Origin of the sequence: Microcystis sp. BLCC-F209, assembly GCF_041928595.1 — a bacterium.
Classification (GTDB): domain Bacteria; phylum Cyanobacteriota; class Cyanobacteriia; order Cyanobacteriales; family Microcystaceae; genus Microcystis.
Genome location: NZ_JBHFLL010000166.1, coordinates 1 through 22417 on the forward strand (window position 1 = coordinate 1; position 22417 = coordinate 22417).

Genomic DNA, 22417 nt, shown 5'->3' on the forward strand with positions numbered 1-22417 from the left:
TGGGTTATTCTGTGCTTTTTTGGGCAGCAATAGTTAAAACCCTTGCCACACCTAGAAGGTGTTCCTAATTAGGACGGTCAAATCAGTCAATTTCACCCATAACGATGATCTTTTTTTTGTGTAGTTTTATTGCAAAAAAAAAGTTTTTTTGACAAAAAGTACAAAGTATGATGTGTCATAACGTATTTCTGGCTGCGAGTAATTATTGTAGAGGGAGAGAAGGGAGAAGGGAGAAGGGAGGGGGGAGAATAAATAGGGTTTGCGGCAAAAAGTTTGTTGGTGGGGTCAGGCAGGGGGCAGGGTTCGGCCGTGAGACTTCGGCGTGAGCTCAGTCTCACGGCCGAAGCCCACACCCCATCACCCCACTTCCCTATCTACCCCACTTCATAATTCATAATTCATAATTCCCACACCCCACACCCTGTCCCTGGGAAAAACTTCTTCAGCAAACCCTAGTTAAGGCCTGCTCGATTCTCTGACTATCGAGGGAGCGGCCGATAAAGACCAAGCGGGTTTGCCGCATTTCTGTGGATTGCCAGGGTCGGTCGAAGAAAGAATCAAAGCGATCGCCGACTCCCTGTAACACCATACGCATGGGTTTATGGGCCACGTTAACAAATCCCTTGACCCGATAGATTTCTTCTCGGGCCACCAATTCTTTGATCCGTTGGGTCAAAATTTGGGCATCTACGGGAGAATCGAGGCAAAACTGCACAGAATTGATCTCCTCATCGTGATCGTGTTCTTCCTCGTGATCATGATGACTAGGACGACTAGCTAAATTATCCTCGACGGCGGCATTAAATCCCAATAGCACATCGGGGCTAATTTGTCCATCAGCACAAGTAACTATTTTTACCGTCGATCGCAGTTGTGTTTTCAGCCAATTAATAATTTTTTCTAATTCAATTTCGCTGATGAGATCGGTTTTAGTTAAGAGTACCAGGTCAGCGCAGGCTAACTGATCCTCAAATAACTCCTCAATAGGCGTTTCGTGTTCTAAATTGGGGTCTGCTTGCCTTTGTGCCGTTAAAGCCTCCAAATCCGCCACCAGACGACCCCTAGCGATAGCAAAACCATCCACCACCGTGATTACCCCGTCCACCGTGGCACCGTTGCGGATTTCCGGCCAGCGAAAAGCTTGAACCAGAGGTTTAGGTAAAGCTAATCCGGAAGTTTCGATCAGCATACAATCCAACTGTTGCCGTCGCTCCAGCAATTTCTGCATGGTGGGGAGAAATTCTTCCTGTACTGTACAGCACAGACAACCGTTGGTCAGTTCCACAATATTATCGTTGGGGTTGTCATCGCAGGTCTGACAACTTTTCAACAAATCACCATCAATGCCCACTTCTCCGAATTCATTGACCATAACGGCCACCCGTCGGCCTTGATTATTTTGCAGTAGATGACGGATGAGGGTAGTTTTTCCCGCACCCAGAAAACCCGTGATCACAGTAACTGGAATTTTGTGCATAGATAGAGCGATCGATCATGTTCTTAGATCAATCTATCAGACTTCCGGTCTAGGGTTGAGGGTTTCAGCGCTAATTCTTTAGGATTGCCCCACCAATTGCCAGACTGTCACAAACTAGCTGAAATTTTCCTAGTTAGTCGTTATTCTGTTAGAAGTTTCAGCCGGCTAAATAATCGCTGAAAAACTTTTGTGGGAGTGGATTATGTTACAACGTCTTTTTTTAGCCTTTACCCTCGCTTTTCCTCTTTATTTAAGCATTGCTATTCAACAAACTTCTCCTCTAGCTGATAGAGTAAATCGCCCTTCTTCTCGCGGAATCAATAAAATTGAGCAGACGGTAAAAACTATCCAAAAGCAGTTAAAACAAGAGCATTCGGTTCAATTAGATTAATAAATTTTGGCAACAAGAGGAGAGGTAAAACTCCTCTTCTTTACTTTTGACTTGACAAACTACTGGCTATTTGCTGCGGGGGCCGGTATTCGGGAACTAAATCTTGTAGGGACTTAACTAGGCCCTGACGGTCATTAAGTTGAATATAATTAAGCAGTTGTTCTAATTTGATTTGCAATTTTTCCCAAGCAAGAAAGTGTTCATGAGCGCAAAAAATCTTTGGGTGAGCGGTGGGAAGAGCTTTATCGGTATCGATTAATAATTCTTCGTAGAGTTTTTCCCCGGGTCTTAATCCTGTGATTTCAATATCGATATCTTGCCCTAATTCTAAGCCACTTAAACGAATCATCTGTAGGGCCAAATCGTAAATTCTTACCGGTTCACCCATATCTAACAGGAATACCTCACCCCCCTTAGCCATGGCTCCTGCTTGCATAACCAAACGCACCGCCTCCGGAATAGACATAAAATAGCGAATAATATCGCGATGGGTGAGGGTAATATTCTTACGTTGGGCGATTTGTTCCCGGAAACGCGGCACCACGGAACCGCTACTATCAAGAACATTGCCAAAGCGGACGATAGCGCAACAGGTGGAACTGTCGGGTAAAGCGGCCAAAGCTTGTATAACTAACTCAGCACAGCGTTTACTGGCCCCCATAATGTTAGTCGGTCTGACAGCCTTATCGGTGGAAATGAGAACTAAATTACTAACCGAATTCTCGATCGCGGTCTGAGCGACATTTAAACTGCCCCAAACATTAGTGTAAACCCCCTGACTAGGATTGGCTTCCACAAGGGGAACGTGCTTATAGGCGGCCGTGTGATAAATTGTCTCAATTTGGTGTTGTTGGATGACTCGGGCCAGATGATTGCGGTCAAGAACATTGCCTAGATAGGCATACTTGCGTAAATCGCTATAATTTTCACCCAAATCGAGATCAATTTTGTAGAGGGAAAACTCATTTAATTCGTAGATTACCAAGCATTTTGGCTTGAGGAAAGCGATTTGTCGGCATAATTCCGAACCGATGGAACCGCCACCCCCGGTAACTAACACCGCTTTACCGGTGACATTTTTTCCCAAAAGTTCGGGATGGGGTAGGATTTCTTCCCGTCCTAATAATTCCGAGACATCGACACTGCGAATCTGATTGATGGTCGCTTCTCCCGATAAAATTTTTGAGAGGGGAGGGACGGTTTTAATGTCGATGGGTAAAATTTCTAGACTTTCGATGATTTGCCGCTTTCTGGCCTTGTCTAGGTTCGGAATAGCCAGAACAACCCAGTCAAAGGCCCGTTTTTGGTGCAGTGGTGCCAATTGAGAGGGGGGATAAACCCTAATGCCTTGGATAACTCGCTGCTGCAAATTGGGATTATCATCAACAAAGGCCAATAAACGATAGTGGGGGTCATTTTGTAGGGAACGTGCTAATTGACAACCCACAATTCCCGCACCATAGATAACAATTCTCGGTTCTCTATCGACACTACTGACGTAAATATTCAGACGGTGAAAGACAGAACGAATCAACAATCTCACCCCGATAACCAATACTAGGGTTAACAATGCGTCGATAATCAGGACTGAACGCGGCAAAAAGGCATCCCCTTGAAAGTAGGCAAGACTGATTAAAACCCCTGAACTATAGAGAACCGCTTGCAGTACGGACGAAAGAAACTCTAATCCTGTATAACGTACTACGGGACTGTAAATACCTTTGAGAGAGAAAACTAGAGTTTTAATGGCAATTAATCCCAATATTTGCCCTAAAAAAGCTCTAATTTGCTGATATTCGAGGCTCAGATTCAACCTGAGAGAGAAGGCTAGATAGATGGTTAGACTAAAAATCAGGCAATCGGTGACAATTAAAAGAGATCGCTTCGATGACCTAGATAGGGAATTAGCCAATTTAAGGATATTGTTCGCCAGTTTTCTATACATCATCCAATTGATTAATTAATCTTAAGGTAAATACTTGGCCTCTCTCGACTTTGTCTGGTACTCAGTGTTTATGGTTATTAGGAGTCTTCCTAAGCAAGGCTTTGAAGACTATCTTTCCAGAAAATCATCCCTATTCTTCTTGCTTCCACACAGAAGTGAGAAGAACCAATGTTTTTTATAACAGTAGTGCCGCCCGTCTTTCCGCAGATGATATCACCCAAGTCTAAATATGTCAAGTGGCTCGATTTGTCAGGACTTTGGCTCTCTTCGGTTTGGTGGGTAAAATGTATTCTAAGATACAGTCTTGCTGGCGAGGGAGTGGAAGGAACCACTCCAGACACAGAGGACACAAAGATTGATCGCTTCTATAGTAAGTTAAACTGATCACACAAAGAATAAGAGAGCCGGACTTTTTTCCTTTTAGCAACTTTTCATCGCTCCCCAAAAATTTTCTGCTCCCAAATATCTAGCCGATAAATCACCGCTAGTCAAGGTTACAATCAAGAATTGACACAAAAATTTATCAACTAAAGTTATGAGTAATCAGTACGATGCGATCGTGATTGGGTCGGGAATCGGGGGATTAGTGACAGCGACGCAATTAGTGGCAAAAGGGGCAAAAGTCCTAGTTTTAGAGAGTTATCTGATTCCGGGGGGCAGCGCGAGTTATTTTGAACGAGAGGGTTATCGTTTTGATGTGGGTGCTTCGATGATTTTTGGTTTTGGCAAAAAGGGGACGACTAACCTCTTAACCAAGGCTTTGGCAGCGGTGGATATGAGTATCGAAACCATTGCCGATCCCGTCCAGATCCATTATCATCTCCCGGACGGATTAGACTTAAAAGTTCATCGCGACTACGAACAATTTTTACAGGAATTAATTAGCCATTTTCCCGCAGAAAAAACTGGTATCCGGCGCTTTTACGATGAATGCTGGCAGGTGTTTAATTGCCTCAATAGTATGGATTTACTATCGCTGGAAGAACCCCGCTATCTGACTAGGGTTTTTTTCCAGCATCCTTTATCCTGTTTGGGATTGGTCAAGTATTTACCCCAAAATGCGGGAGATGTGGCCAGAAAATATATTAAAGACCCGAAATTATTGAAATTTATCGACATGGAATGTTATTGTTGGTCGGTAGTACCCGCCGATCGCACTCCGATGATTAATGCGGGAATGGTCTTTAGCGATCGCCATTACGGGGGAATTAACTATCCCCGGGGGGGAGTAGGACAGATTGCTCTCAAGTTAGTCGCGGGATTGGAAAAAGCTGGTGGTGAAATCCAGTATCAAGCGAGAGTGACTGAGATTATTTTAGATGCAGGACGGGCGATCGGGGTAAGATTGACCAATGGTAAAGAATATTACGCGAAAAAGATTGTTTCTAATGCCACCCGTTGGGATACCTTCGAGAAACTACTCCCCCCGGAATCTCTCCCCCGCAGTGAAAAAAATTGGCAAAAACGCTATCAAAAATCCCCCAGTTTCCTGAGTTTGCATCTGGGAGTCAAGGCCGATGTGTTACCCTCAGGAAGCGAATGTCACCATATTTTACTAGAAGATTGGGAAAATATGGAAGCAGAACAGGGAACTATCTTTGTTTCTATTCCTACCTTACTCGATCCCTCCCTAGCACCCCCGGACCATCATATCATTCATACTTTCACCCCTAGCTGGATTGATCAATGGCAAAAACTGCCCCCCCAAGAATATCAACATAAAAAAGAGGCCGCTGCTCATCGTCTCATCGAGCGCCTGAAAAAACTCTTTCCCAAACTAGATACAGGATTAGATTATATCGAAATTGGCACAGCCCGCACCCATCGCCGCTTTTTGAATAGAATCGATGGCACTTACGGCCCAATACCGCGAAGAAAACTGTTAGGCTTATTAGGAATGCCCTTTAATCGTACAGCTATTCCTAATCTTTATTGTGTGGGAGATAGTACCTTCCCCGGTCAAGGATTAAACGCGGTGGCCTTTTCTGGTTTTGCTTGCAGTCATCGTCTAGCGGTAGATCTGGGTTTACCCCGTCCCAGAGATTAAAAGCTGAAAATTAGGATTTTTACCGGCGAATTCTTAAACCGGAAAGGAATACTTGACAGCGTTTCTCAGATGGATGAAGCGCGTTTTTGCGACTGGAGTTTTTACTTCGGCAAGGTTTAATTTATACTTCATCTTGACGAGAAACGCTGTAGATCGGTTTTGCTGATAACTGATAACTGATAACTGATAACTGATAACTGATAACCGATGACTGATAACTGATGGTTACTCCCTTTGATTCCCCCAAATCTTTACATTGGCAGCAAAGCTTGCGAGCGCCGATTGTTCGTCAATTGGAGATATTTAGCTTTACAATGCAGTTTTTGACTTTTTTGCTCTGGGATCGTTTAACGGGGGCTAATAGGGGCAAAAAACGGCAAAGGAGAGCGAAATGGTTAGTTGATCGCCTCATTAATTTGGGACCAACTTTTATTAAAATTGGACAATCTTTATCGACGCGAGCAGATTTAATTCCGCTCGAATATATCGAACAATTAAGCCAATTACAGGATCGAGTTCCCGAATTTAATAGTCAAGAAGCGCTCCGAGTTATTGAAACAGAATTAGGACAACCCCTAGATAATTTATTTGCAAGTTTTACCCTATCTCCCCTCGCTTGTGCCAGTTTAGGACAAGTGCATCGAGCGCGGTTATTAAGTGGGGAAGAAGTCGTTATTAAGGTACAAAGACCGAATCTAGAAGGACTATTTAATCTCGATTTTGAAGTGTTGCATCGTCTCACCCGTTGGTTAAATATTTTCCCCGTGGTGAAAAAATATAATTTAGAAGCTATCTATCAAGAATTCTTTGAACTACTCTTTCAAGAAATCGATTATATCCATGAGGGCAAAAATGCCGATCGCTTTCGGGAAAATTTTAAGAATTATCCCCAGGTAAAAGTCCCTTTAGTTTACTGGCAATATACCACCCGCAAGGTATTAACTTTGGAGTATGTACCGGGGATTAAAGTCGATGATCGAGAGACTTTACTAGCTAATGGTATTAACGTAGATGGGATTATTGAACTGGGGATCTGTTCCTATCTCAAACAACTATTACAGGATGGTTTTTTCCAATCGGATCCCCATCCGGGTAATATGGCAGTTAGTCAGGAAGGGGAGTTAATTTTCTACGATTTTGGCACGATGTTCGAGGTAAAATCTGTTGCTAAAGATCAAATGATCGAAACCTTTTTTGCTGTCTTGAGAAAGGATACGGAAACAGTCTTAAAAACCTTGATCTATATGGGGTTAATTGAACCTGTTAGAGAGCTGCAACCCGTGCGAAATATCCTGGAGTTTCTCCTAGAGGAATTTCGCGATAAACCGGTAGATGTGAGGGCTTTTGAACAAATTAGCGATCAAGTGTATTTAATGTTTAAACAGCAACCCTTTCGCTTACCTCCCCAAATGACTTTTATTATTAAATCTGTCACCACTTTGGATGGGATTGCCCGCTCTTTAGATCCCCAGTATAATTTATTAGCAGCTAGTCAACCTTTTGTGAAAAGTCTAGCGGTATCGGGAGGAACTAGCAACACCATGCTTACCCTAGCTAATCAAGCTCGCACTTTTCTTAAACAACAATGGCAAAAAGGGAATAAAAACGAGAGAATGATCCGTCAATTAGAGGAAAAAATCGAGCGAGGAAATTTAGTTTTTCAAGTTAAGTCACGGGAAAATGAACGACTCCTGAAAAGAATTTATCTGGCAATTAAAGTATTAATTAATGTCTGTTTATTGGGATTTAGCATTATCTCAGCCATATTTTTATTAGACAGTAACTATAGCAAACTAGCCATTATTCCCTTCAGTCTAGCGGGGTTATTTGGTTTATTTTTTCTGCGTTCTTCCCTGGTTTTATTGATTCAGGAAAGATTAGATAAAATGTTAGATAAGTAAATAATTATCATTTTTATTAGTAGATCGTTTTTGTTATCCGCAACAAAAATTAAAGTTTGACAGGCTGTCTGTTGACAAGATTTTCCAGAAGTTATCATAATGAAAATGTTTTCATTGCACCCAGCAGCAAGAGGACAAGAAAATGTTATTAAAATCTTTAGCCCTTGGTTCCCTTGTCGGATTATCCTTAGTTACATCAGTCCCAGTCTTAGCTAATCCTTCCGTTTCTCCAGTACAAACTAACGAAGCAATAATTGCAGTCGGTCAACAAAAATCCGATTTATTTGTTAATTTAACCACTGATGATCCTTGGCGAGCGGCAATGGCAATCGGTGTCGCTACCAATATGCTGAAAAAAGGTCACTCAACCACCATTTTTTTGAATATTACAGGGGTACACCTAGCAGCGACGACCATTCCTCAACACACTAACGGTATCACTGGTAAAACCCTGCAAGCAATGTTAGTAGATTTCATCAGTCAAGGGGGAAAAGTCTTAATTTGTCCCTCCTGTATGAAACAAGCAGCCATAAAACCCCAAGATCTAATTGCGGGTGTGGTGACAAGTTCCCCCGATTCCCTAGAAGCAAATTTATTTAACGAAACGGTTAAAGTAATTAGCTGGTAAATCTAGCATTTTCTAGAGAATCTAGAGACCTTATTATTAAGGTCTCTATCCCAGTTTCCGCTTAACATTCAATTGATAATTTTTACTAATATATTGCTACCCATTGTCAGTAATTACTATAACTAGAATGATTGATTTTGATCAAGGTGAACAATTATAATTTTTTTCTGAGAAAAAAATTAATTATTGAAAATGTTCTCAATAGTAGTTTCTACAATTTGTCGATACCTCACTAACGTGAAAAGCGCTATAAGCTGCCGTACATCTAAAGGACATATTATTGAAATCAAAAAAACACCTAATTTGATTTTGGATTTCGCTTGTTTCAATCTAACTGATAACTGTTTACTGTTTACTGAATAAACGTTTATACCTGAATATAGCGTTTCCCAATCTCATGAGGTACCCCAAAATCTTAACTCCTGACGACCGGCTACTGACTCCTCAAAACCTAAGACTCTGTACCCCACAACTAGGGGAATTGCTATAAGTTAATTATTTGCATAACAATTCCCGAAGAGCCGAAATTGTTAAACCACGCTCTGTTCGAGTTATTGCGGGTTCCTTATCAGGATACAGTGACATAGTTTTGATTAGCTACAAATGGTATTGAGTGGCCGCTCTTTTCCCATCATATCACCCCCAACTCTGCTGGCCTCACCAATGAAAATATGGCGCATTACATTTGATTAGCGTACCCTACACTCGTCAGCGTACTTCTAGGCAGTGCCTTCGACATCGCACTTTAACCCACAGTTTCAATCAATGTGCATGGTGCGTTCCCCAAAAATCTATTAGTGGAGCAGCAGTAGCCATATTAGGGAACGCACCCTACAAGATTGCGTTCGGCATCGCACTGACGGGAGCAAGCAATTAATTTCTAATTTTAAGCACTTGCATAGGAGTCAAACGTCTTTGCTCTGTCCTGTCAAAATCTTGATCAAAACTCACAATAGTAGCTTTTTCAAGCTCGGCAGCAACATATTGGTAAGCATCATCAAAATCCAAGCGAAAGAGATCTATTATTTCTACGACTCTCTTCATTTGGTTAGCAGGAATACTGACCAGTACAAAACCAGCATCAATCAAAACGTCATCCACAAATTTGATAAAAACCTCTCGTTGATTCAGCCGATTACAGATCACCCCGATAGAATGTAAAGTAAAATCAGTCATACACATATCAGAGAGTGAGAGCGTATCAAGTAGCTCCGCAACAACCTCAGCCTGTCCTTGTCCTAATAAGCGTTCTAGCCAAATATTCGTATCCAGAAGAAACACTAGCCATTTCTCCATTCAACTGCAAGATGCTGTAACTCAATTGATGTGTAATCGGTTTTAAGCATCCCTGCCCAGTCTTGACGGAGTTTACGTTTTATAGGTTGGTTAGATTTACTTAAAAGTGACTCTACAAACGTTTGTACTTCAACCTTTAACTGGGGCGGTAATTGTCTCACCAGTTCTTCTAGTGATTTTGCTGATGTACTCATGTATTTTACCAATTCAACTTTTTGTAGTAGTTGATAACTAATCTACCACCAGTCTAGCATAGGATTTGATGAGAAATAGCACTAATCTTGAAAACCCCTATAACCCAGTATCGCGCCCTAAAGCAAGCCCTCCAACCCCATCTAGGGGGGCTACCCAGTGCCTTCGGTATCGCACTAGCTTTGGAGCATAACGATCGATTTCACCGACATTTTGGATCGTAGCGGAACAATGTCAGGTACAACGATTTGTTATACCTTATCTTTCTTTGTCAGTTAAATCAATATATTCAGTTTGTATTCGTTTATTCTTGATTAGTATTCTAAAATACGGACATTTCCCATTTACTGATAAATCTTTATCATCATTCCCTTTCCTGAATTTAATTATTTCAAATTGGTCGGGATTAAATTTATGTAAAAATGTTATTGGCACCCCCATATATCCCTTATAATCTATTGGTATGTCTTGTGTTTTATTAACATTAATTCCATCATAATTGTCATATTTTGAATATTGAAGTTCGTTGCCAAAATATCTTTTTGTAAGTTTTATATCTTCGTGCCGCTTAAAATTATCTAAATTAGTAAGCCATAAACAATTGTTCGGTGAGATTATTCTATTACCAGAGTTATCTATTCGAGTTTCTGTTCCATATAGTTCATAGTTTTCAGGTACAATAAAACCTGAAATACCTCTACCAAGATTTATTCCTAACCACGCCTTGTTTTCTTGAATAAGTTTGAAAATTTCTTTATAGGTTATTGCATTAATATTTCCAATTATCAAAAACTTTTTATCGTATTTAACCAATTGAGCTACATACTCTCTGAATAATGAAAATGGGGGATTGGTAACAACAATATCGGACTGCTTTAATAGTTCAATGCTTTCCGAACTACGAAAATCACCATCTCCATTAAAGTAAACTAGGTCAGTTGAACTTGGTTTGTTTTTTTCGCCTTCTGTACCTGTATATTCAAAGAAAAACCCTTTTTCATCTTCTTCTGTATTAAATAAATTTTTTACTTGCTCTCTATAACAAGATGTTATTATTTTTTTAAGACCTAATTCATTAAAATTTGAGGTAAAATAATTAAAAAAGTTACTAATTCGGGGGTCATCGCAATTGCAATAAACTACTTGATTTTCAAAATGACTTTTATAATGCTGTAATTCGCTTTCTATATCTGAAAGCTGTGTATAAAACTCATCACTTTTTGATTTTTTAGCTTTTTGTAATAATTCGTTTGTTGCATTTCTTGCCATTTTCAACCTATTTTGATTTAATAAATCTTTGTTTTAGTTATTTACTTTTGGTTATCTGATTAAATATCTCACTGCCTAATACTTTAAGAGAGGTTTTAGAAATTTCAAGCATAATATCAAACATTTTTTTGAGATCCCATTTTTCGCTATTTCCTTGTGTGTATATAGAAGTTGCTTGAAGCATAATTGTTTTATCTTTATGCTTGAGAAACTTATTTTTACACAAATTGGTATTAATGAGCATTCCATAATTTGCAGAAGTTAACCTATCTAATCTATTTAGCATTCCTGAATTTTATTCAATCGTTACAACCCTTCCATCGGGTCTTTTAATTGAAATAGTTTCTGTTAAAAAATTTGAGCCTTCCAGAAATAATACATAGGGAAAATGAGATTCAGATAACATCAAATTAGCGATTTCAGATATATTTTTATGCGATCTTTCTATCGCATTACCGGCAGCCATCAAATCTTGATCATTTTTTGCTCCTACAAGTTTTCCTGCTTTGATGTTTTCAATGTCTTTCCCCTGATGTTTAGCTTCCGAAACTAAAACGATTCTCCAATTACCGTTATCATCTTTTACTTCTATTATTCCACCATCGGGTATAATACTTGAATTTGATACAAAAAGTGTTTGTCCTAATTCAGGGTCAATTTTCTTTAATGCTTCGTTTATTTCTTCTTTTTTTATGCTCGTTTTGTATTGAAAAGATAATTGAGGAAACTCCTTTTCAAGCTGTTCAATTACAAAAAGTGAAATTTTTCCAACAGTTATGTCGTGTGATTTTGCTTCATCTCCAAATATACCAACTACACCTTTAGACTCTTTATGTTGATTCGTTAATCTTTTTGATTGATTCTTTTTAGTCATATTGTGCCTTTTCTTTACTTAAATCTTCCACTTTCTGCTACAGATAATGTATGTATAACTAAAAATTATCCGGAAACTTTCCGTATAACACTCTCTGGAGTAACGATATGGGTTAACTTTCGGCATATCACTCTATTTAGGCGCAATCGCCAGAACTTTTCCCTATATCACGCCCAAAAGCCTGTTAGCCAGATTAGCCCACATCGCACTTTAACCCACAGCTTGAATCAATGTGCATGGTGCGTTCCCCAAAATCTATTAGTGGAGTAGTAAGAGCCACCTTAGGGAACGCACCCTACGGCCTTCAAGGAATAATTAGAACAAACCAAGCTACAAAAAACACCCCTGGCAACAATATTGCAGCTAAATGACCCAAAATAAAACCACCCAATGTAAGTGTACCAAGAGTAACTTCAAATTCGCGTCCAATAGCTTCTTTGAGCTTATATTGAGCAGAGAGAGCTGCTAAAATTGATATGTAGGCGATTATTAAATTTACCACACCAATCCAAGGCAGTATAACAAGTAGCTTATTAATTCGCTCAAACTGTGGAACAGTATTTTGGGCAGCCAAAAGAACAGCATATGTTGCAAATAATATGGTTTGTGACAATAGAAGCCAAGACAGTCTATAGTTTATTAGGTTATCTTCATGAACCCATTTTTCTCTAGCTGCCAGATACTTTTCATGTTCAGTGGGATACATCTAACTCTTTTCTCCACATTTTCCACATTTTTAACTTTTTAAGAAGCAGTCTTTAGTTCTTCTTTGTTTACTATAGCGTTTCTGATTCGCAAGAGGTACATTCCCGATCCTAAACAGCTTAATCAGCAAAGGTTTAAGTGTGCCGCACAGATGCGAGAACCGCTATAAATTTCTGACAATTTAGGCTGATTCTAGCGACGATTATTTGATCTGACCGCACCTCTTGACAAAAATTTATAATTATTCGATTCGTTTAATTGTCGGGGTCTTCTGTAAAGATTTTTTACCTGGAAATCCACACCCAGTAACAAACTTTTTGCCGCAAACCCTAATTCAACCTTTTGCTCCTGTACTTTTAGCAGCACAGGAGCAAAGCTGAAAATAAAAATTAATAACTGTCCTCATCGGTGATAACTTCCACGGGAATCACTTCTTCTAACACTTTTTCCTGCATTTCTTGGCGACGAATTGGTATTTTGGTTTTTTCCAATTCAGGTAAAGCGACCAATTCCCGTTGTTTTTCCCGGACAGTATTGGGTAATAACATCGGTAAAGGTTCGGGGGTTTCTAACCAGTAGCTGGCCACCGGTAGAGTATGTTCTAAATCTTCCAATAAACGGGGAATAATCATCACCGCGTGCAGTTCACCGATTTTCTCTGCTTCCCGCATTCCCGCATCAATGGCCACGGCCACATTAGCGACGGAACCCCGGATAATGGCCGTACACAAACCATCCCCAATTGTTTCGTAGGAAGCTAACTGCACATCGGCCGATTTTAACATGGCATCGGCTGCCCCCACCATAGCAGGAAAACCGCGGGTTTCCAAGAGACCGATCGACATATTGCTCAGTTTGCTGAAACCCCTTTGACTTTGGGCAATTTCGGCTAAACGGCTACCAATGGGGAAAATTACCTCTAAATTGGGCATCGGTCGGGGAATAACCGATTTAGATACCAATTGTCCGAACTGTGCGGCGGTTTTTGCCCCTTCTTCCACTGCTAACCGCACATCGGCAATATTACCACGCACGATCGCCGTACAGTGACCACCGCCAATTTTTTCGTAACCCACGAGGGTAACTTCTGCCGATTTTAGCATCATATCCGCTGTCCCGACGATCGCCGGAAAGCTGAGGGTAGAGACTAAACCCAAGGCACTATCTTTGGGGTGACGCTTGGTTTTCATCGTCCTTTGACTGGGGTTAGTTGTGGACGAGGGGGGAATGCTTCCATTAACTCTTAATCTAGACATTGAAGATAAACTTGCCCTAACAGGTACGAAGGGGGTGATTGTCAGCTATCCTGTTACTATCTAGTCTATCCTGTTAACCTTAATTGCTATTGAAGATTTTTGAGGGATTAGATAAATTTTAGTTATTGTAGCTTGATCAAGTTGTCTATGACAGAACAGCCTCGCAGTACAGATGATCGAATCAGCGAAACGGAAGCGACCGAATTAATGCGCTCGCTGCTTCATAAGGAAGGAAATTGGGTGAATTGGGGGCAAAAATGTCAAAAACTGCAAAAAGCTGGCTACGATTCCCAGTTAATTTTTGAACAAACCGGTTTTCAAAATGCCCAACAAAATTTAATTATTGTCGCTGCCCAAGTTTTTGAGAGTTTAATCAAAGCGGGAGCAGATGAAGATTTGTTAAGTTACTACATCGGGCCGCGCAGTGATGTGCTATATGAATTGCGTATTCTCAACCAAGAACAAAGACTGGGAGCAGCGAAATTAGCGGCAGAAAAAAGGATTGAGGTGGCTGAAGCACACGATATCGCCAAAGCTATCCAAGATTTTTCCCGTTTATCCCAGATTCCCAGTGAATTTACTCGTCATCCTGGAGATGCGATCGCTTATCAGTGTTGGAAACGGGGCAAACAAAAGCGGGATTTAGCCGAAAGAGCGAAATTAATCGCTAAAGGTTTGAAATTTGCCCATTCTGACTCGGCCAGACAGGCGATCGAGTCCTTACTACAAGATTTTACCGTTACTCCCACCCGTAGCGCACCGTTGCTACCCGTCCATCGTTTACAGGATGAGGACGAATTAGCCAGAATTATTCCTTTAGTAGGAAGATTTCCGGTGACGGTAACTGATATAAAACACACAGAAAGTTTGAGCGTCGAGGAACCTTTTCGACTGGTAACGGTGGGGGATAAACAAACAATCGTGCCTCTCCCCGGTTGGCAAGCAATTCTCAAGGCGATCGATCCTGTAGCTATTTTATGGCCCAGTGATCAATTACCTCGATCGATTGCCACCAGATCCGAGGAAGTGTTATTAGTGATCGATCGAGTTTTTGCCGAATGGGACGTGAACAATTATTATCTAGTAGAGAGGGATAATTCCGTCTTTTTACAATGGTTTGATAGTTCCCCCGATGTCACCATACTAGGTGAATTGGTCTTGATTTTAAGAGCAAAAAATATCCTCGATGAAAAAAACATCACCGAACCCTGGCAAATGGACGACTAAATCAGTGATCAGTGATCACTGATCAGGTTTAAGCTATTAGTTATGAGTGGGAATAATAAAATAGATAAACTGATAACTGCAATCCAATAAAACTGGTCACTGCTAACTTGTAGCTGACAGCATAACTTAAGAAACTAAGAGACATTTTTCAAGAAAAAAGTAACAAAGAGGACAAAGGAGACAGGAGACAGGAGACAGGAGACAGGAGACAAATTTACCATACTTTTGCCTTTTGCCTTTTGACTTTTGCCTTTTTCTGACTGACAACTGAGAACTGATAACTGATAACTGATAACTGATAACTGATAACTGATATATGCGTGCAGTAATTTGTGGATATTATGGGAGAGGAAACGGAGGAGATGAGGCATTATTAGTGTCTCTATTGCAGATGCTGCCGTCAGAAATTAAACCTATTGTTTTGTCAAATAATCCCAGAGAAACCAGTCAACGTTATGGAGTGGAAACCTGTCCTAGTCGGGATTGGTGGCAAGTTTTTCAAGCTCTTAAAAAAGCGGATATATTTATCTGGGGTGGCGGCAGTTTAATGCAGGATGTCACCAGTTTTGCCAGTCCAATGTATTACGGTGGTTTAATGGCTCTTGCTCAATTATTGGGCTTAAAAACTATTGCTTGGGGGCAGGGAATTGGACCATTAAATAGACCTTTTACCCGTTGGTTAACCAAAAAAGTCTTAAAACAATGTAGTTTAGTTAGTGTGCGCGATGATACTTCGGCTCATTTAGTCGCCAATTGGGGTATTAGTCCCATTGTTGCCCCCGATCCAGTATGGGCCTTAGAAGCTCAATCAGTCAAGGGATTATCGGATTTACCTGCCCCAAGAATCGCCGTCAATTTACGTCCCCATCCCCTATTAACCCCGGCAAAATTAGATAAATTAACCCAAGCTTTAATTGATTTACAAACCAGTACGGGGGCGTTTATTCTCCTAGTCCCTTTTCAAAAGTCGCGGGATTTGCCCCTCTGTGAAGCTGTAGCCCGTCAATTAAGGGAAAATTATCAAATCATTAGTTTAGAGGACCCAAGACAGTTAAAAGGCGTATTTCGTGGGGTAGAAATGGTGATCGGAATGCGCTTTCATAGTTTGATTATGGCCGCGGCAGAAGATTGTCGTTGTTTTGCCCTTAGTTATGATCCGAAAGTGTCGCGATTAATTGCCGAAGTACCGATGCCGGGTTGGGAATTAGATCAGTTACCAGAGGCAGTTAATGATATTAGTAACACTTGGATTAATTTTTATGCCAATGGAGAGGCATTAACCAGCGATCGCAAATATTTTTTAATCGATCGAGCTTTAATTCATCGAGAAATTTTATCTAGATTGGTGAGCTAATTTTTATGTCGAGTGCTATTACTGATGTTATCACGACTATTGCCCTAGCTGAGACAAGATTTAATCTCTCCTTAACAGAAGATAGGGCATTTTTTCCCGAATGGCAAAGTGATTTACTGTCTCTATCTAGCCATGAAAAAAAGAGTTTAGATGAACTAAGACAAAGATATTTATACCAAAGATCGGCAGGACAGTTATTAGAAGGAACCGTGACTTTATTGTTAGTTTCTCCCTTACTAGCGATTGCGGGTTTTTACGATCCGCCTTTTCGAGTACGCGCAGAGGAATCGGTAAGCTTAACCGTCGATGATGGGGAAGAAATACTATCGGGTAGAATCGATGTTTTAGTCTGGTTAAATCAGTTTTGGGTGGTAATTGTAGAATCCAAAAAAACCGCCCTATCGGTTTGGACTGCCTTACCGCAAACCCTGGCCTATTTGATGGCTAATCCCCGGCCAGAAAAACCTAGCTTTGCTCTCGTCACCAATGGAGATGATCTTTTATTTGTCAAATTGAGAGCTAATGTCCATCATTATGCCCTATCTAGGGTATTTGCTCCCTTTATTTCCAGAGAAGAAATATATAAGGTTTTGCAGATTTTAAAACACATCGCTGAGGCGATTGAATAAAATCAAGATTAGAAATTAAGTAAGTGGTTCTAATTAAGTAGAAGATAGATTTTACCTTCGATCCCCCCTTAATCCCCCCTTAATAAGGGGGCTATCTACCTACTTATTAGCGAGGAAAAACCTAACCAAAAGAATTTTTAGGTGAATCCTAATTGAGATGGGAGTCTTTGGGAATAACATCCAAACCGAGGAGAACCTTTTGGGTATTGGACATATCGCCGATAATTCTTTGTAGGGGTGGGGGAAGTTGTTTGACTAAAGTAGGAGTTACGAGAATTTTATCCCGTTCCGCTAATTGCGGCTGTTCGAGAACATCAATTATTTCTACTGTATAAAGATCAGATAATTCCTCACGACAGATACGAAAAATATTAGCGATCGCCCTCTGGGATTTACTTGAATCGCCCATAATATAGAGTTTGAGAAGATATTGACTCATGATTGCGTGTTATTGAACAGTTTAATGTTGCTGAGACCGATATAGTATTTACGATAGAAAGAGACGAGATAACCCATCAATTCCAGGACCATGAGACGACCTTCGCTAACGTAGGCCTGCGCTTTGGCCAGGGTGACATCCTGATTTTTTTGGCGTAGGGTGGTGGTATGAATATCCACCACATCGCGAGGACTAGCTTTTAAGAATCCTAACTTATCGGCCAAGCTTCGCAGTCGTTCCGATAGATTATGTTCCACTTTGTATGCTTGTTCTTCTAAAGCTAAATCTAATAACTCTCCGTAATTTTGGACTAATTCTTGAAAAATATCGGGGATACTCTGCCTTATTGCCTCAGAACCGAACATTTTCGCCGTAATGCTAGTGTGTCCTCCCTTGATTAACTGTTCCAGTTCGCGAAATTCCTGTTCCTGTTGTTGATGTTTAAGATTGAGAATATATTGCTGACGCTCGATCGCCACACGAATTTGATAGACTAAAAGACTACTATCGATATTATTTAACTGAATATAACCGTCAGCACCCAGTTGAAAGGCTTTAACGACTAATTTCTCATCATTGCTAGTAGTTTGAACCACTATCGGTATATCAGAGGCTAATTCTCTGGTTTTGACTAGAATATTTAAGCCGGGGGGGACAGAGATTTCCAAGCTTAAGAGGATAAGATCAAATTTCTCCCCTGCCAGTTTTTCGGCAGTTTCCTGTAGATCCTGAGCTTGGGTGAGGGTGAAAGTCAACCCCCCGGCCAGGGAACATTGGGGGGCCTTTAACAGCAATCTCTGGATTAATTTAACAGTCGTCGGTTCATCCTCTATCAATAAAATCCTACAGAGATCCCTAGTCATTGTTAATCGATCGCTAAAATTATCTTTTTTCCCCTACTTTCATAGTACGCCCATCTTTGGGAAACGCAAGGACAAAATCACCATCTAGCACCCGCTATCTCGAAGTCTTGTTCTACCGATTAGGCGCTCGCTGGGGGTTTTCTGTTAAGTCGTCAAGTGAAGCATCACTTAAAAATTGATGATCAAGTTTACTGCCATTGAGCGTGAAGGCGTGGATGGAGTAAACGCTCGACCGGTTGACCGTTTTTTAAATGTTCCTCGACAATCTGACTGACATCCTCTGGTTTAACATGACAGTACCAGGTTTCCTCGGGAATAATCCTCACCGTCGGGCTAGTGCTACACTGTCCTTGACAACCACTGGTCATAACGATGACATCTTCTGGGAGAGCTGCCGTTTGCCATGCTAAAAGAAGCTCGGACGCACCCTGCACCAAACAGGAAGAATGCTGACAGACCATCACAAATCGCTTTTGGGGATAAGACATATTACCTAAAAAGTGGCCAAATTAGACAGTTCCCCGGGTATATTCCTGGGAGTGGCTTTGGGGAAGCATAGTTTTATTTTGCCCCGAATCCCCGATACTGGCAATAAGTAGTCGTGCAAAATTAATTTCCTAGTCGAGACAGGAGACAGGAGACGGGGGACTCCGGGACAGCTATCAGCGATCAGATTTGAATTTTTAGTTCACTGTTTACTGGTCACAGCAAAAAGCTTTTGGCTGACGGGTGACGGCTTGGATGTGTAATTAATTTTGCTTAGGTACTTACAAAAAAGGGGGCTGAAAAATTAACCATCAATCCTTAAAATAGAGGTCGGAGAGAAATTTAGTCAATCAAGAGGGTAAAAGTGGCATTCGCTAGTCATTGGATCATGTTAGGTTTATTATTGGGTTTTGCTGTTGCCCATAGCGGATTAGCCAGTTTACGAATGGGGGGAGAAGCCATCATCGGTGCGCGACTGTATCGGGTATTATTTGCCCTTGTTAGTATCCCTCTAGCCGTAATTTTAGTAGTTTATTTCTTCAATCATCGTTATGATGGTTTGCTTCTCTGGCAAGTACAGGGAGTAACCGGAGTAAAAACCCTAGTTTGGATACTTTCGGCCATTTCTTTTTTCTTTCTCTATCCTGCCACCTTTAACCTGCTGGAGATCGCCGCTATCCAAAAACCCCAGGTTCATCTCTACGAAACCGGCATCCTGCGCGTTACCCGTCATCCCCAGATGGTAGGACAGGTGATCTGGTGTATTGCTCACACCCTCTGGTTAGGGACAAGCTTTACCCTATTAACTTCCCTGGGTTTAATTGCTCATCATCTTTTTGCCGTCTGGCATGGCGATCGCCGGTTAGAAGACCGTTACGGAGAGGCATTTTTAAAGATCAAAGAACGCACCTCAGTGGTCCCCTTTTTAGCGATTATCGATGGTCGGCAAAGCCTGAAATGGCAAGAATTCCTTCGTCCTGCCTATCTAGGAGTAACAGGGTTTATTTTACTCCTCTGGTGGGCGCATCCTTGGCTAATGCAAGCAACAAGTAAAATTTATTGGTGATTTTGCTCCCAACCCCTTTCCTGTTGATCCCGATTGGTGTAGAATGGTTTATATATCAAAATAAAGTTTTCATAAAATACGTTTAGACATGATACTATCTGTCAACGAAAAGAGCTTCCCTAAGCTAGTTTTAGAGTCTTCTCGTCCGGTTCTCGTGTATTTTTGGGCGCCTTGGTGTGGTTTATGTCGTTTAATCCAACCCACCCTCTTGTCTTGGCAAAATGACTGTCAAGATGCGATTCAATTAGTCGGTGTCAATGCCGATAATAATTTTAAATTAGCTAATAGTTTTCGTCTGCGTAGTCTGCCTACTTTAATTCTCTTCGATCGAGGTGTTCCGGTTCACCGTCTGGAGGAAATTCACAGTCGCGAGGAATTGCAACAAACCCTGCGACTAATAGTCAAAAATCAAATCCCGCGTTCAGCTTAAGGGAAAGATATCTTTTCTGATGGGTTCTGTGGTTAAAATGTATTCTAAGATACGGTAACGCCGGTGGGTGAGTGGAACGAACCACTCCAGACACAGAGGACACAAAGATTGATCGCTCTTATAGTAAGTTAAACTTATCACACAAAGAATAAGAGAGCCTCTGATGGGACTGGCAGAGATAATATAATAGGACAAAAAGTAGATAATCCCAATTCCTAAAACTCCCATAGTTCCCCCAGTTCAAAAAATTAGGAGGCTTGAAAAAAATGCCGATTGGTGTGGCTGAATTTGTCGAAAATCAGGAAAATCGCTGTCCTGTGGTACTACTACTAGATACCTCTGGTTCAATGCAGGGAGAACCGATTAAGGCTCTCAATGATGGTATCAAAACCTTTCAGAAGGACGTGATGCGGGATATGCAAGCGACGTTGAGCGTAGAAACCGCCATTGTTACCTTTGGTAAGGGAGGGGTTAAAACCGTGCAAGATTTTGTCGGGATTGACCAATTTACGCCACCTACTTTAAGCGCAGGAGACTTAACCCCCATGGGACAAGCGATTGAATTGGCCTTAGATTTAATCGAAGATCGTAAAGCGATTTATAGAAATAATGGTATCCAATATTATCGTCCTTGGATATTTTTAATTACTGATGGTGCGCCTACGGATCAATGGAGTCTGGCGGCGCAACGTGTAAAACAAGCCGAAGCCGAAAATCGAGTTTTATTTTTTTCTGTAGGTGTTCAGGGTGCTGATATGGAGACGCTTAAACAGATTTCTAATAATCCCCCCGTGTTACTCAATGGTTTAGATTTTCGGGATTTATTTCAGTGGTTAAGTAACTCAATGAAACGAGTTTCTGGTGGTAAAATTGGAGAGGCGATCGCTTTACCACCCGTGAATTGGGGACAAATTACCACCTAGAGGACAGTTAATTATGTGGAGAACATTATGTCAGTCGGTGGTCGGTAGTTTTCACGTCCAAACGGGATTACCCTGTCAAGATTATGGTGATTATAAGGTATTGGGTCAGGATGTTTTGATTGGAGCCGTGGCTGATGGGGCTGGTAGTGCCAAATATTCGGATTTAGGGGCGAAAATAACAGTTAAAGCAGCGCTGCAATTTTTAGAGGATAAGCTCAAAAAAACAGCATTAGCTGCCACTGAAACTGAAGCCGAATTAAAGGAAATATTCCAGAAACTGTTGGCTTATGTTCAGCAAATTCTCCAAGAGGAAGCCGAAAAAGAACAGTTAGACATTAATGATCTGGCGACAACTTTACTGGTTGTTTTGGTTACTTCAAAACGATTAGCGGCTATGCAGATAGGAGATGGTTTTATTGTGTTCAAACCTCTGAGAGGAAATTATCAGTTATTGTTTCAGCCTGACAAGGGGGAATACATCAATGAAACCACTTTTGTTACTTCTAGTAATGCTTTGGAGGATATGCAAATAAAAGTTTTAACCGAGCCAGTTGCCTTTATTTGTGTGGCGACGGATGGAGTGGAAAAGGTATCGATCGATTATAAAAATTGGCAGCCTTTTCCGCCTTTTTTTCAGCCATTAGAGGAATATTTACAACAGACAGAAACGCCATTGCAAGAAGACCTCAAAGAATTTTTAGAGCGGGAGGATTTAAATAAGTTAACAACCGATGATAAAACCTTACTCCTAGCTTTTTGTTCAGAAACCGGGTTTGTTTGACAAACCCGGTTTCTGGCTCTGGTTCAACCCAACCTATGATAAGACTATGGACTAAGTAAATCATGAAAATTGACGAATTACTCAAAAACAAACGAGAAAAAATTATTGCTATTGCGGCTAAACACGGCGCAAATAACGTGCGAATTTTTGGTTCTGTTGCACGGGGAGAAGCTGACGAAAAAAGCGATATTGATTTATTAATTGATTATTGTAGCGAACGTCGGAGTCCCTGGTTTCC

At 41.0% G+C, this 22417-nt stretch carries 25 protein-coding genes and 1 pseudogene; 13 read left to right on the forward strand and 13 right to left on the reverse strand.

The features are described 5' to 3' along the window. Positions 1–442 precede the first annotated feature (442 nt). On the reverse strand, positions 443–1477 hold the full coding sequence (cobW, locus tag ACE1AQ_RS10290; protein WP_008196725.1) for a cobalamin biosynthesis protein CobW: 1035 nt from the start codon (positions 1475–1477) through the stop codon (positions 443–445). Positions 1478–1679: 202 nt separating this feature from the next. Between cobW and ACE1AQ_RS10295 the strand changes: the two genes are divergently transcribed. Next, positions 1680–1868 carry a hypothetical protein gene (locus ACE1AQ_RS10295; protein ID WP_002784873.1) on the forward strand — a complete coding sequence of 63 codons (189 nt, stop codon included), beginning with the start codon at positions 1680–1682 and terminating at the stop codon, positions 1866–1868. Positions 1869–1908: 40 nt separating this feature from the next. Here the strand turns inward: ACE1AQ_RS10295 and ACE1AQ_RS10300 are convergent, their stop codons facing one another. Beyond that, positions 1909–3813 (reverse strand): nucleoside-diphosphate sugar epimerase/dehydratase, encoded by a 1905-nt coding sequence (locus tag ACE1AQ_RS10300; protein ID WP_110544087.1) that lies wholly within the window; start codon positions 3811–3813, stop codon positions 1909–1911. A 50-nt stretch (positions 3814–3863) separates the two neighbouring features. Between ACE1AQ_RS10300 and ACE1AQ_RS10305 the strand changes: the two genes are divergently transcribed. After that, on the forward strand, positions 3864–4040 hold the full coding sequence (locus ACE1AQ_RS10305; RefSeq protein WP_008196733.1) for a hypothetical protein: 177 nt from the start codon (positions 3864–3866) through the stop codon (positions 4038–4040). Positions 4041–4348: 308 nt separating this feature from the next. Then, positions 4349–5860: a carotenoid isomerase gene (gene crtH, locus ACE1AQ_RS10310; RefSeq protein ID WP_110544090.1), complete on the forward strand. Its 1512-nt coding sequence runs from the start codon at positions 4349–4351 to the stop codon at positions 5858–5860. Between the two features lie 121 nt (positions 5861–5981). Here the strand turns inward: crtH and ACE1AQ_RS10315 are convergent, their stop codons facing one another. Continuing rightward, positions 5982–6107 carry a hypothetical protein gene (locus ACE1AQ_RS10315; protein ID WP_374808365.1) on the reverse strand — a complete coding sequence of 42 codons (126 nt, stop codon included), beginning with the start codon at positions 6105–6107 and terminating at the stop codon, positions 5982–5984. On the opposite strand from ACE1AQ_RS10315, the gene ACE1AQ_RS10320 reads away from it, so the two are divergent. Together ACE1AQ_RS10320 and ACE1AQ_RS10325 are read left to right on the forward strand one after the other, a co-directional pair. Further along, the gene (locus ACE1AQ_RS10320) at positions 6082–7761 is read left to right on the forward strand and encodes an AarF/ABC1/UbiB kinase family protein (RefSeq protein ID WP_110544093.1); all 1680 of its coding nucleotides are present in this window, start codon (positions 6082–6084) and stop codon (positions 7759–7761) included. The genes ACE1AQ_RS10315 and ACE1AQ_RS10320 overlap by 26 nt on opposite strands. Positions 7762–7903: 142 nt before the next feature. Continuing rightward, positions 7904–8389, forward strand: a complete 486-nt coding sequence (locus ACE1AQ_RS10325) for a DsrE family protein (protein WP_008196739.1) — start codon at positions 7904–7906, stop codon at positions 8387–8389. Between the two features lie 873 nt (positions 8390–9262). On the opposite strand, the gene ACE1AQ_RS10330 is transcribed toward ACE1AQ_RS10325, so the two are convergent. From ACE1AQ_RS10330 to ACE1AQ_RS10355, 6 genes and pseudogenes are all read right to left on the reverse strand, one after another. Next, complete coding sequence (locus tag ACE1AQ_RS10330; RefSeq protein WP_198285273.1) at positions 9263–9670, reverse strand: PIN domain-containing protein; 408 nt, start codon at positions 9668–9670, stop codon at positions 9263–9265. Further along, positions 9670–9879, reverse strand: coding sequence for a DUF2281 domain-containing protein (locus tag ACE1AQ_RS10335; RefSeq protein ID WP_008196743.1), 210 nt, complete (start codon positions 9877–9879; stop codon positions 9670–9672). Before ACE1AQ_RS10335 ends, ACE1AQ_RS10330 begins: the two co-directional genes overlap by 1 nt. A 256-nt stretch (positions 9880–10135) precedes the next feature. Then, a complete protein-coding gene (locus ACE1AQ_RS10340) occupies positions 10136–11146 on the reverse strand; it encodes an adenine-specific methyltransferase EcoRI family protein (RefSeq protein ID WP_110544095.1) in 1011 nt (336 codons plus the stop codon). A gap of 37 nt (positions 11147–11183) precedes the next feature. Beyond that, positions 11184–12020 (reverse strand): annotated as a pseudogene (locus tag ACE1AQ_RS10345) (EcoRI family type II restriction endonuclease). Between the two features lie 304 nt (positions 12021–12324). Further along, positions 12325–12726: a hypothetical protein gene (locus tag ACE1AQ_RS10350; RefSeq protein ID WP_008196748.1), complete on the reverse strand. Its 402-nt coding sequence runs from the start codon at positions 12724–12726 to the stop codon at positions 12325–12327. Positions 12727–13114: 388 nt separating this feature from the next. Next, positions 13115–13915 carry a carbon dioxide-concentrating mechanism protein gene (locus tag ACE1AQ_RS10355; RefSeq protein WP_002775137.1) on the reverse strand — a complete coding sequence of 267 codons (801 nt, stop codon included), beginning with the start codon at positions 13913–13915 and terminating at the stop codon, positions 13115–13117. A 213-nt stretch (positions 13916–14128) separates the two neighbouring features. Between ACE1AQ_RS10355 and ACE1AQ_RS10360 the strand changes: the two genes are divergently transcribed. Beyond that, positions 14129–15208, forward strand: a complete 1080-nt coding sequence (locus ACE1AQ_RS10360) for a RuBisCO accumulation factor 1 (RefSeq protein ID WP_002785058.1) — start codon at positions 14129–14131, stop codon at positions 15206–15208. A gap of 134 nt (positions 15209–15342) precedes the next feature. On the opposite strand, the gene ACE1AQ_RS10365 is transcribed toward ACE1AQ_RS10360, so the two are convergent. Further along, positions 15343–15579, reverse strand: a complete 237-nt coding sequence (locus ACE1AQ_RS10365; protein ID WP_008196767.1) for a hypothetical protein — start codon at positions 15577–15579, stop codon at positions 15343–15345. On the opposite strand from ACE1AQ_RS10365, the gene csaB reads away from it, so the two are divergent. Continuing rightward, a complete protein-coding gene (gene csaB / locus ACE1AQ_RS10370; protein WP_008196769.1) occupies positions 15525–16562 on the forward strand; it encodes a polysaccharide pyruvyl transferase CsaB in 1038 nt (345 codons plus the stop codon). The genes ACE1AQ_RS10365 and csaB overlap by 55 nt on opposite strands. Positions 16563–16567: 5 nt before the next feature. Then, on the forward strand, positions 16568–17191 hold the full coding sequence (locus tag ACE1AQ_RS10375) for a type I restriction endonuclease subunit R (protein WP_172456627.1): 624 nt from the start codon (positions 16568–16570) through the stop codon (positions 17189–17191). Positions 17192–17339: 148 nt separating this feature from the next. Here ACE1AQ_RS10375 and ACE1AQ_RS10380 read toward each other — a convergent pair whose 3' ends face one another. From ACE1AQ_RS10380 to ACE1AQ_RS10390, 3 genes are all read right to left on the reverse strand, one after another. Then, positions 17340–17630, reverse strand: coding sequence for a circadian clock KaiB family protein (locus ACE1AQ_RS10380; protein ID WP_008196774.1), 291 nt, complete (start codon positions 17628–17630; stop codon positions 17340–17342). After that, the gene (locus ACE1AQ_RS10385) at positions 17627–18493 is read right to left on the reverse strand and encodes a response regulator (RefSeq protein ID WP_008196776.1); all 867 of its coding nucleotides are present in this window, start codon (positions 18491–18493) and stop codon (positions 17627–17629) included. Before ACE1AQ_RS10385 ends, ACE1AQ_RS10380 begins: the two co-directional genes overlap by 4 nt. A gap of 188 nt (positions 18494–18681) precedes the next feature. Continuing rightward, on the reverse strand, positions 18682–18981 hold the full coding sequence (locus ACE1AQ_RS10390) for a ferredoxin (RefSeq protein ID WP_008196778.1): 300 nt from the start codon (positions 18979–18981) through the stop codon (positions 18682–18684). Between the two features lie 362 nt (positions 18982–19343). Here ACE1AQ_RS10390 and ACE1AQ_RS10395 point away from each other — a divergent pair, with 362 nt between their 5' ends. The 5 genes from ACE1AQ_RS10395 to ACE1AQ_RS10415 all read left to right on the forward strand — a co-directional run. Further along, positions 19344–20045 (forward strand): NnrU family protein, encoded by a 702-nt coding sequence (locus tag ACE1AQ_RS10395; RefSeq protein WP_008196780.1) that lies wholly within the window; start codon positions 19344–19346, stop codon positions 20043–20045. A gap of 88 nt (positions 20046–20133) precedes the next feature. Further along, a complete protein-coding gene (locus ACE1AQ_RS10400) occupies positions 20134–20475 on the forward strand; it encodes a co-chaperone YbbN (RefSeq protein ID WP_008196782.1) in 342 nt (113 codons plus the stop codon). A 266-nt stretch (positions 20476–20741) separates the two neighbouring features. Beyond that, positions 20742–21398 carry a VWA domain-containing protein gene (locus tag ACE1AQ_RS10405; RefSeq protein WP_008196783.1) on the forward strand — a complete coding sequence of 219 codons (657 nt, stop codon included), beginning with the start codon at positions 20742–20744 and terminating at the stop codon, positions 21396–21398. A 13-nt stretch (positions 21399–21411) separates the two neighbouring features. After that, positions 21412–22179, forward strand: a complete 768-nt coding sequence (locus tag ACE1AQ_RS10410) for a PP2C family serine/threonine-protein phosphatase (RefSeq protein ID WP_110544098.1) — start codon at positions 21412–21414, stop codon at positions 22177–22179. A 62-nt stretch (positions 22180–22241) separates the two neighbouring features. Then, on the forward strand, positions 22242–22417 hold a 176-nt coding region (locus tag ACE1AQ_RS10415; protein WP_374808371.1), incomplete at its 3' end, for a nucleotidyltransferase family protein.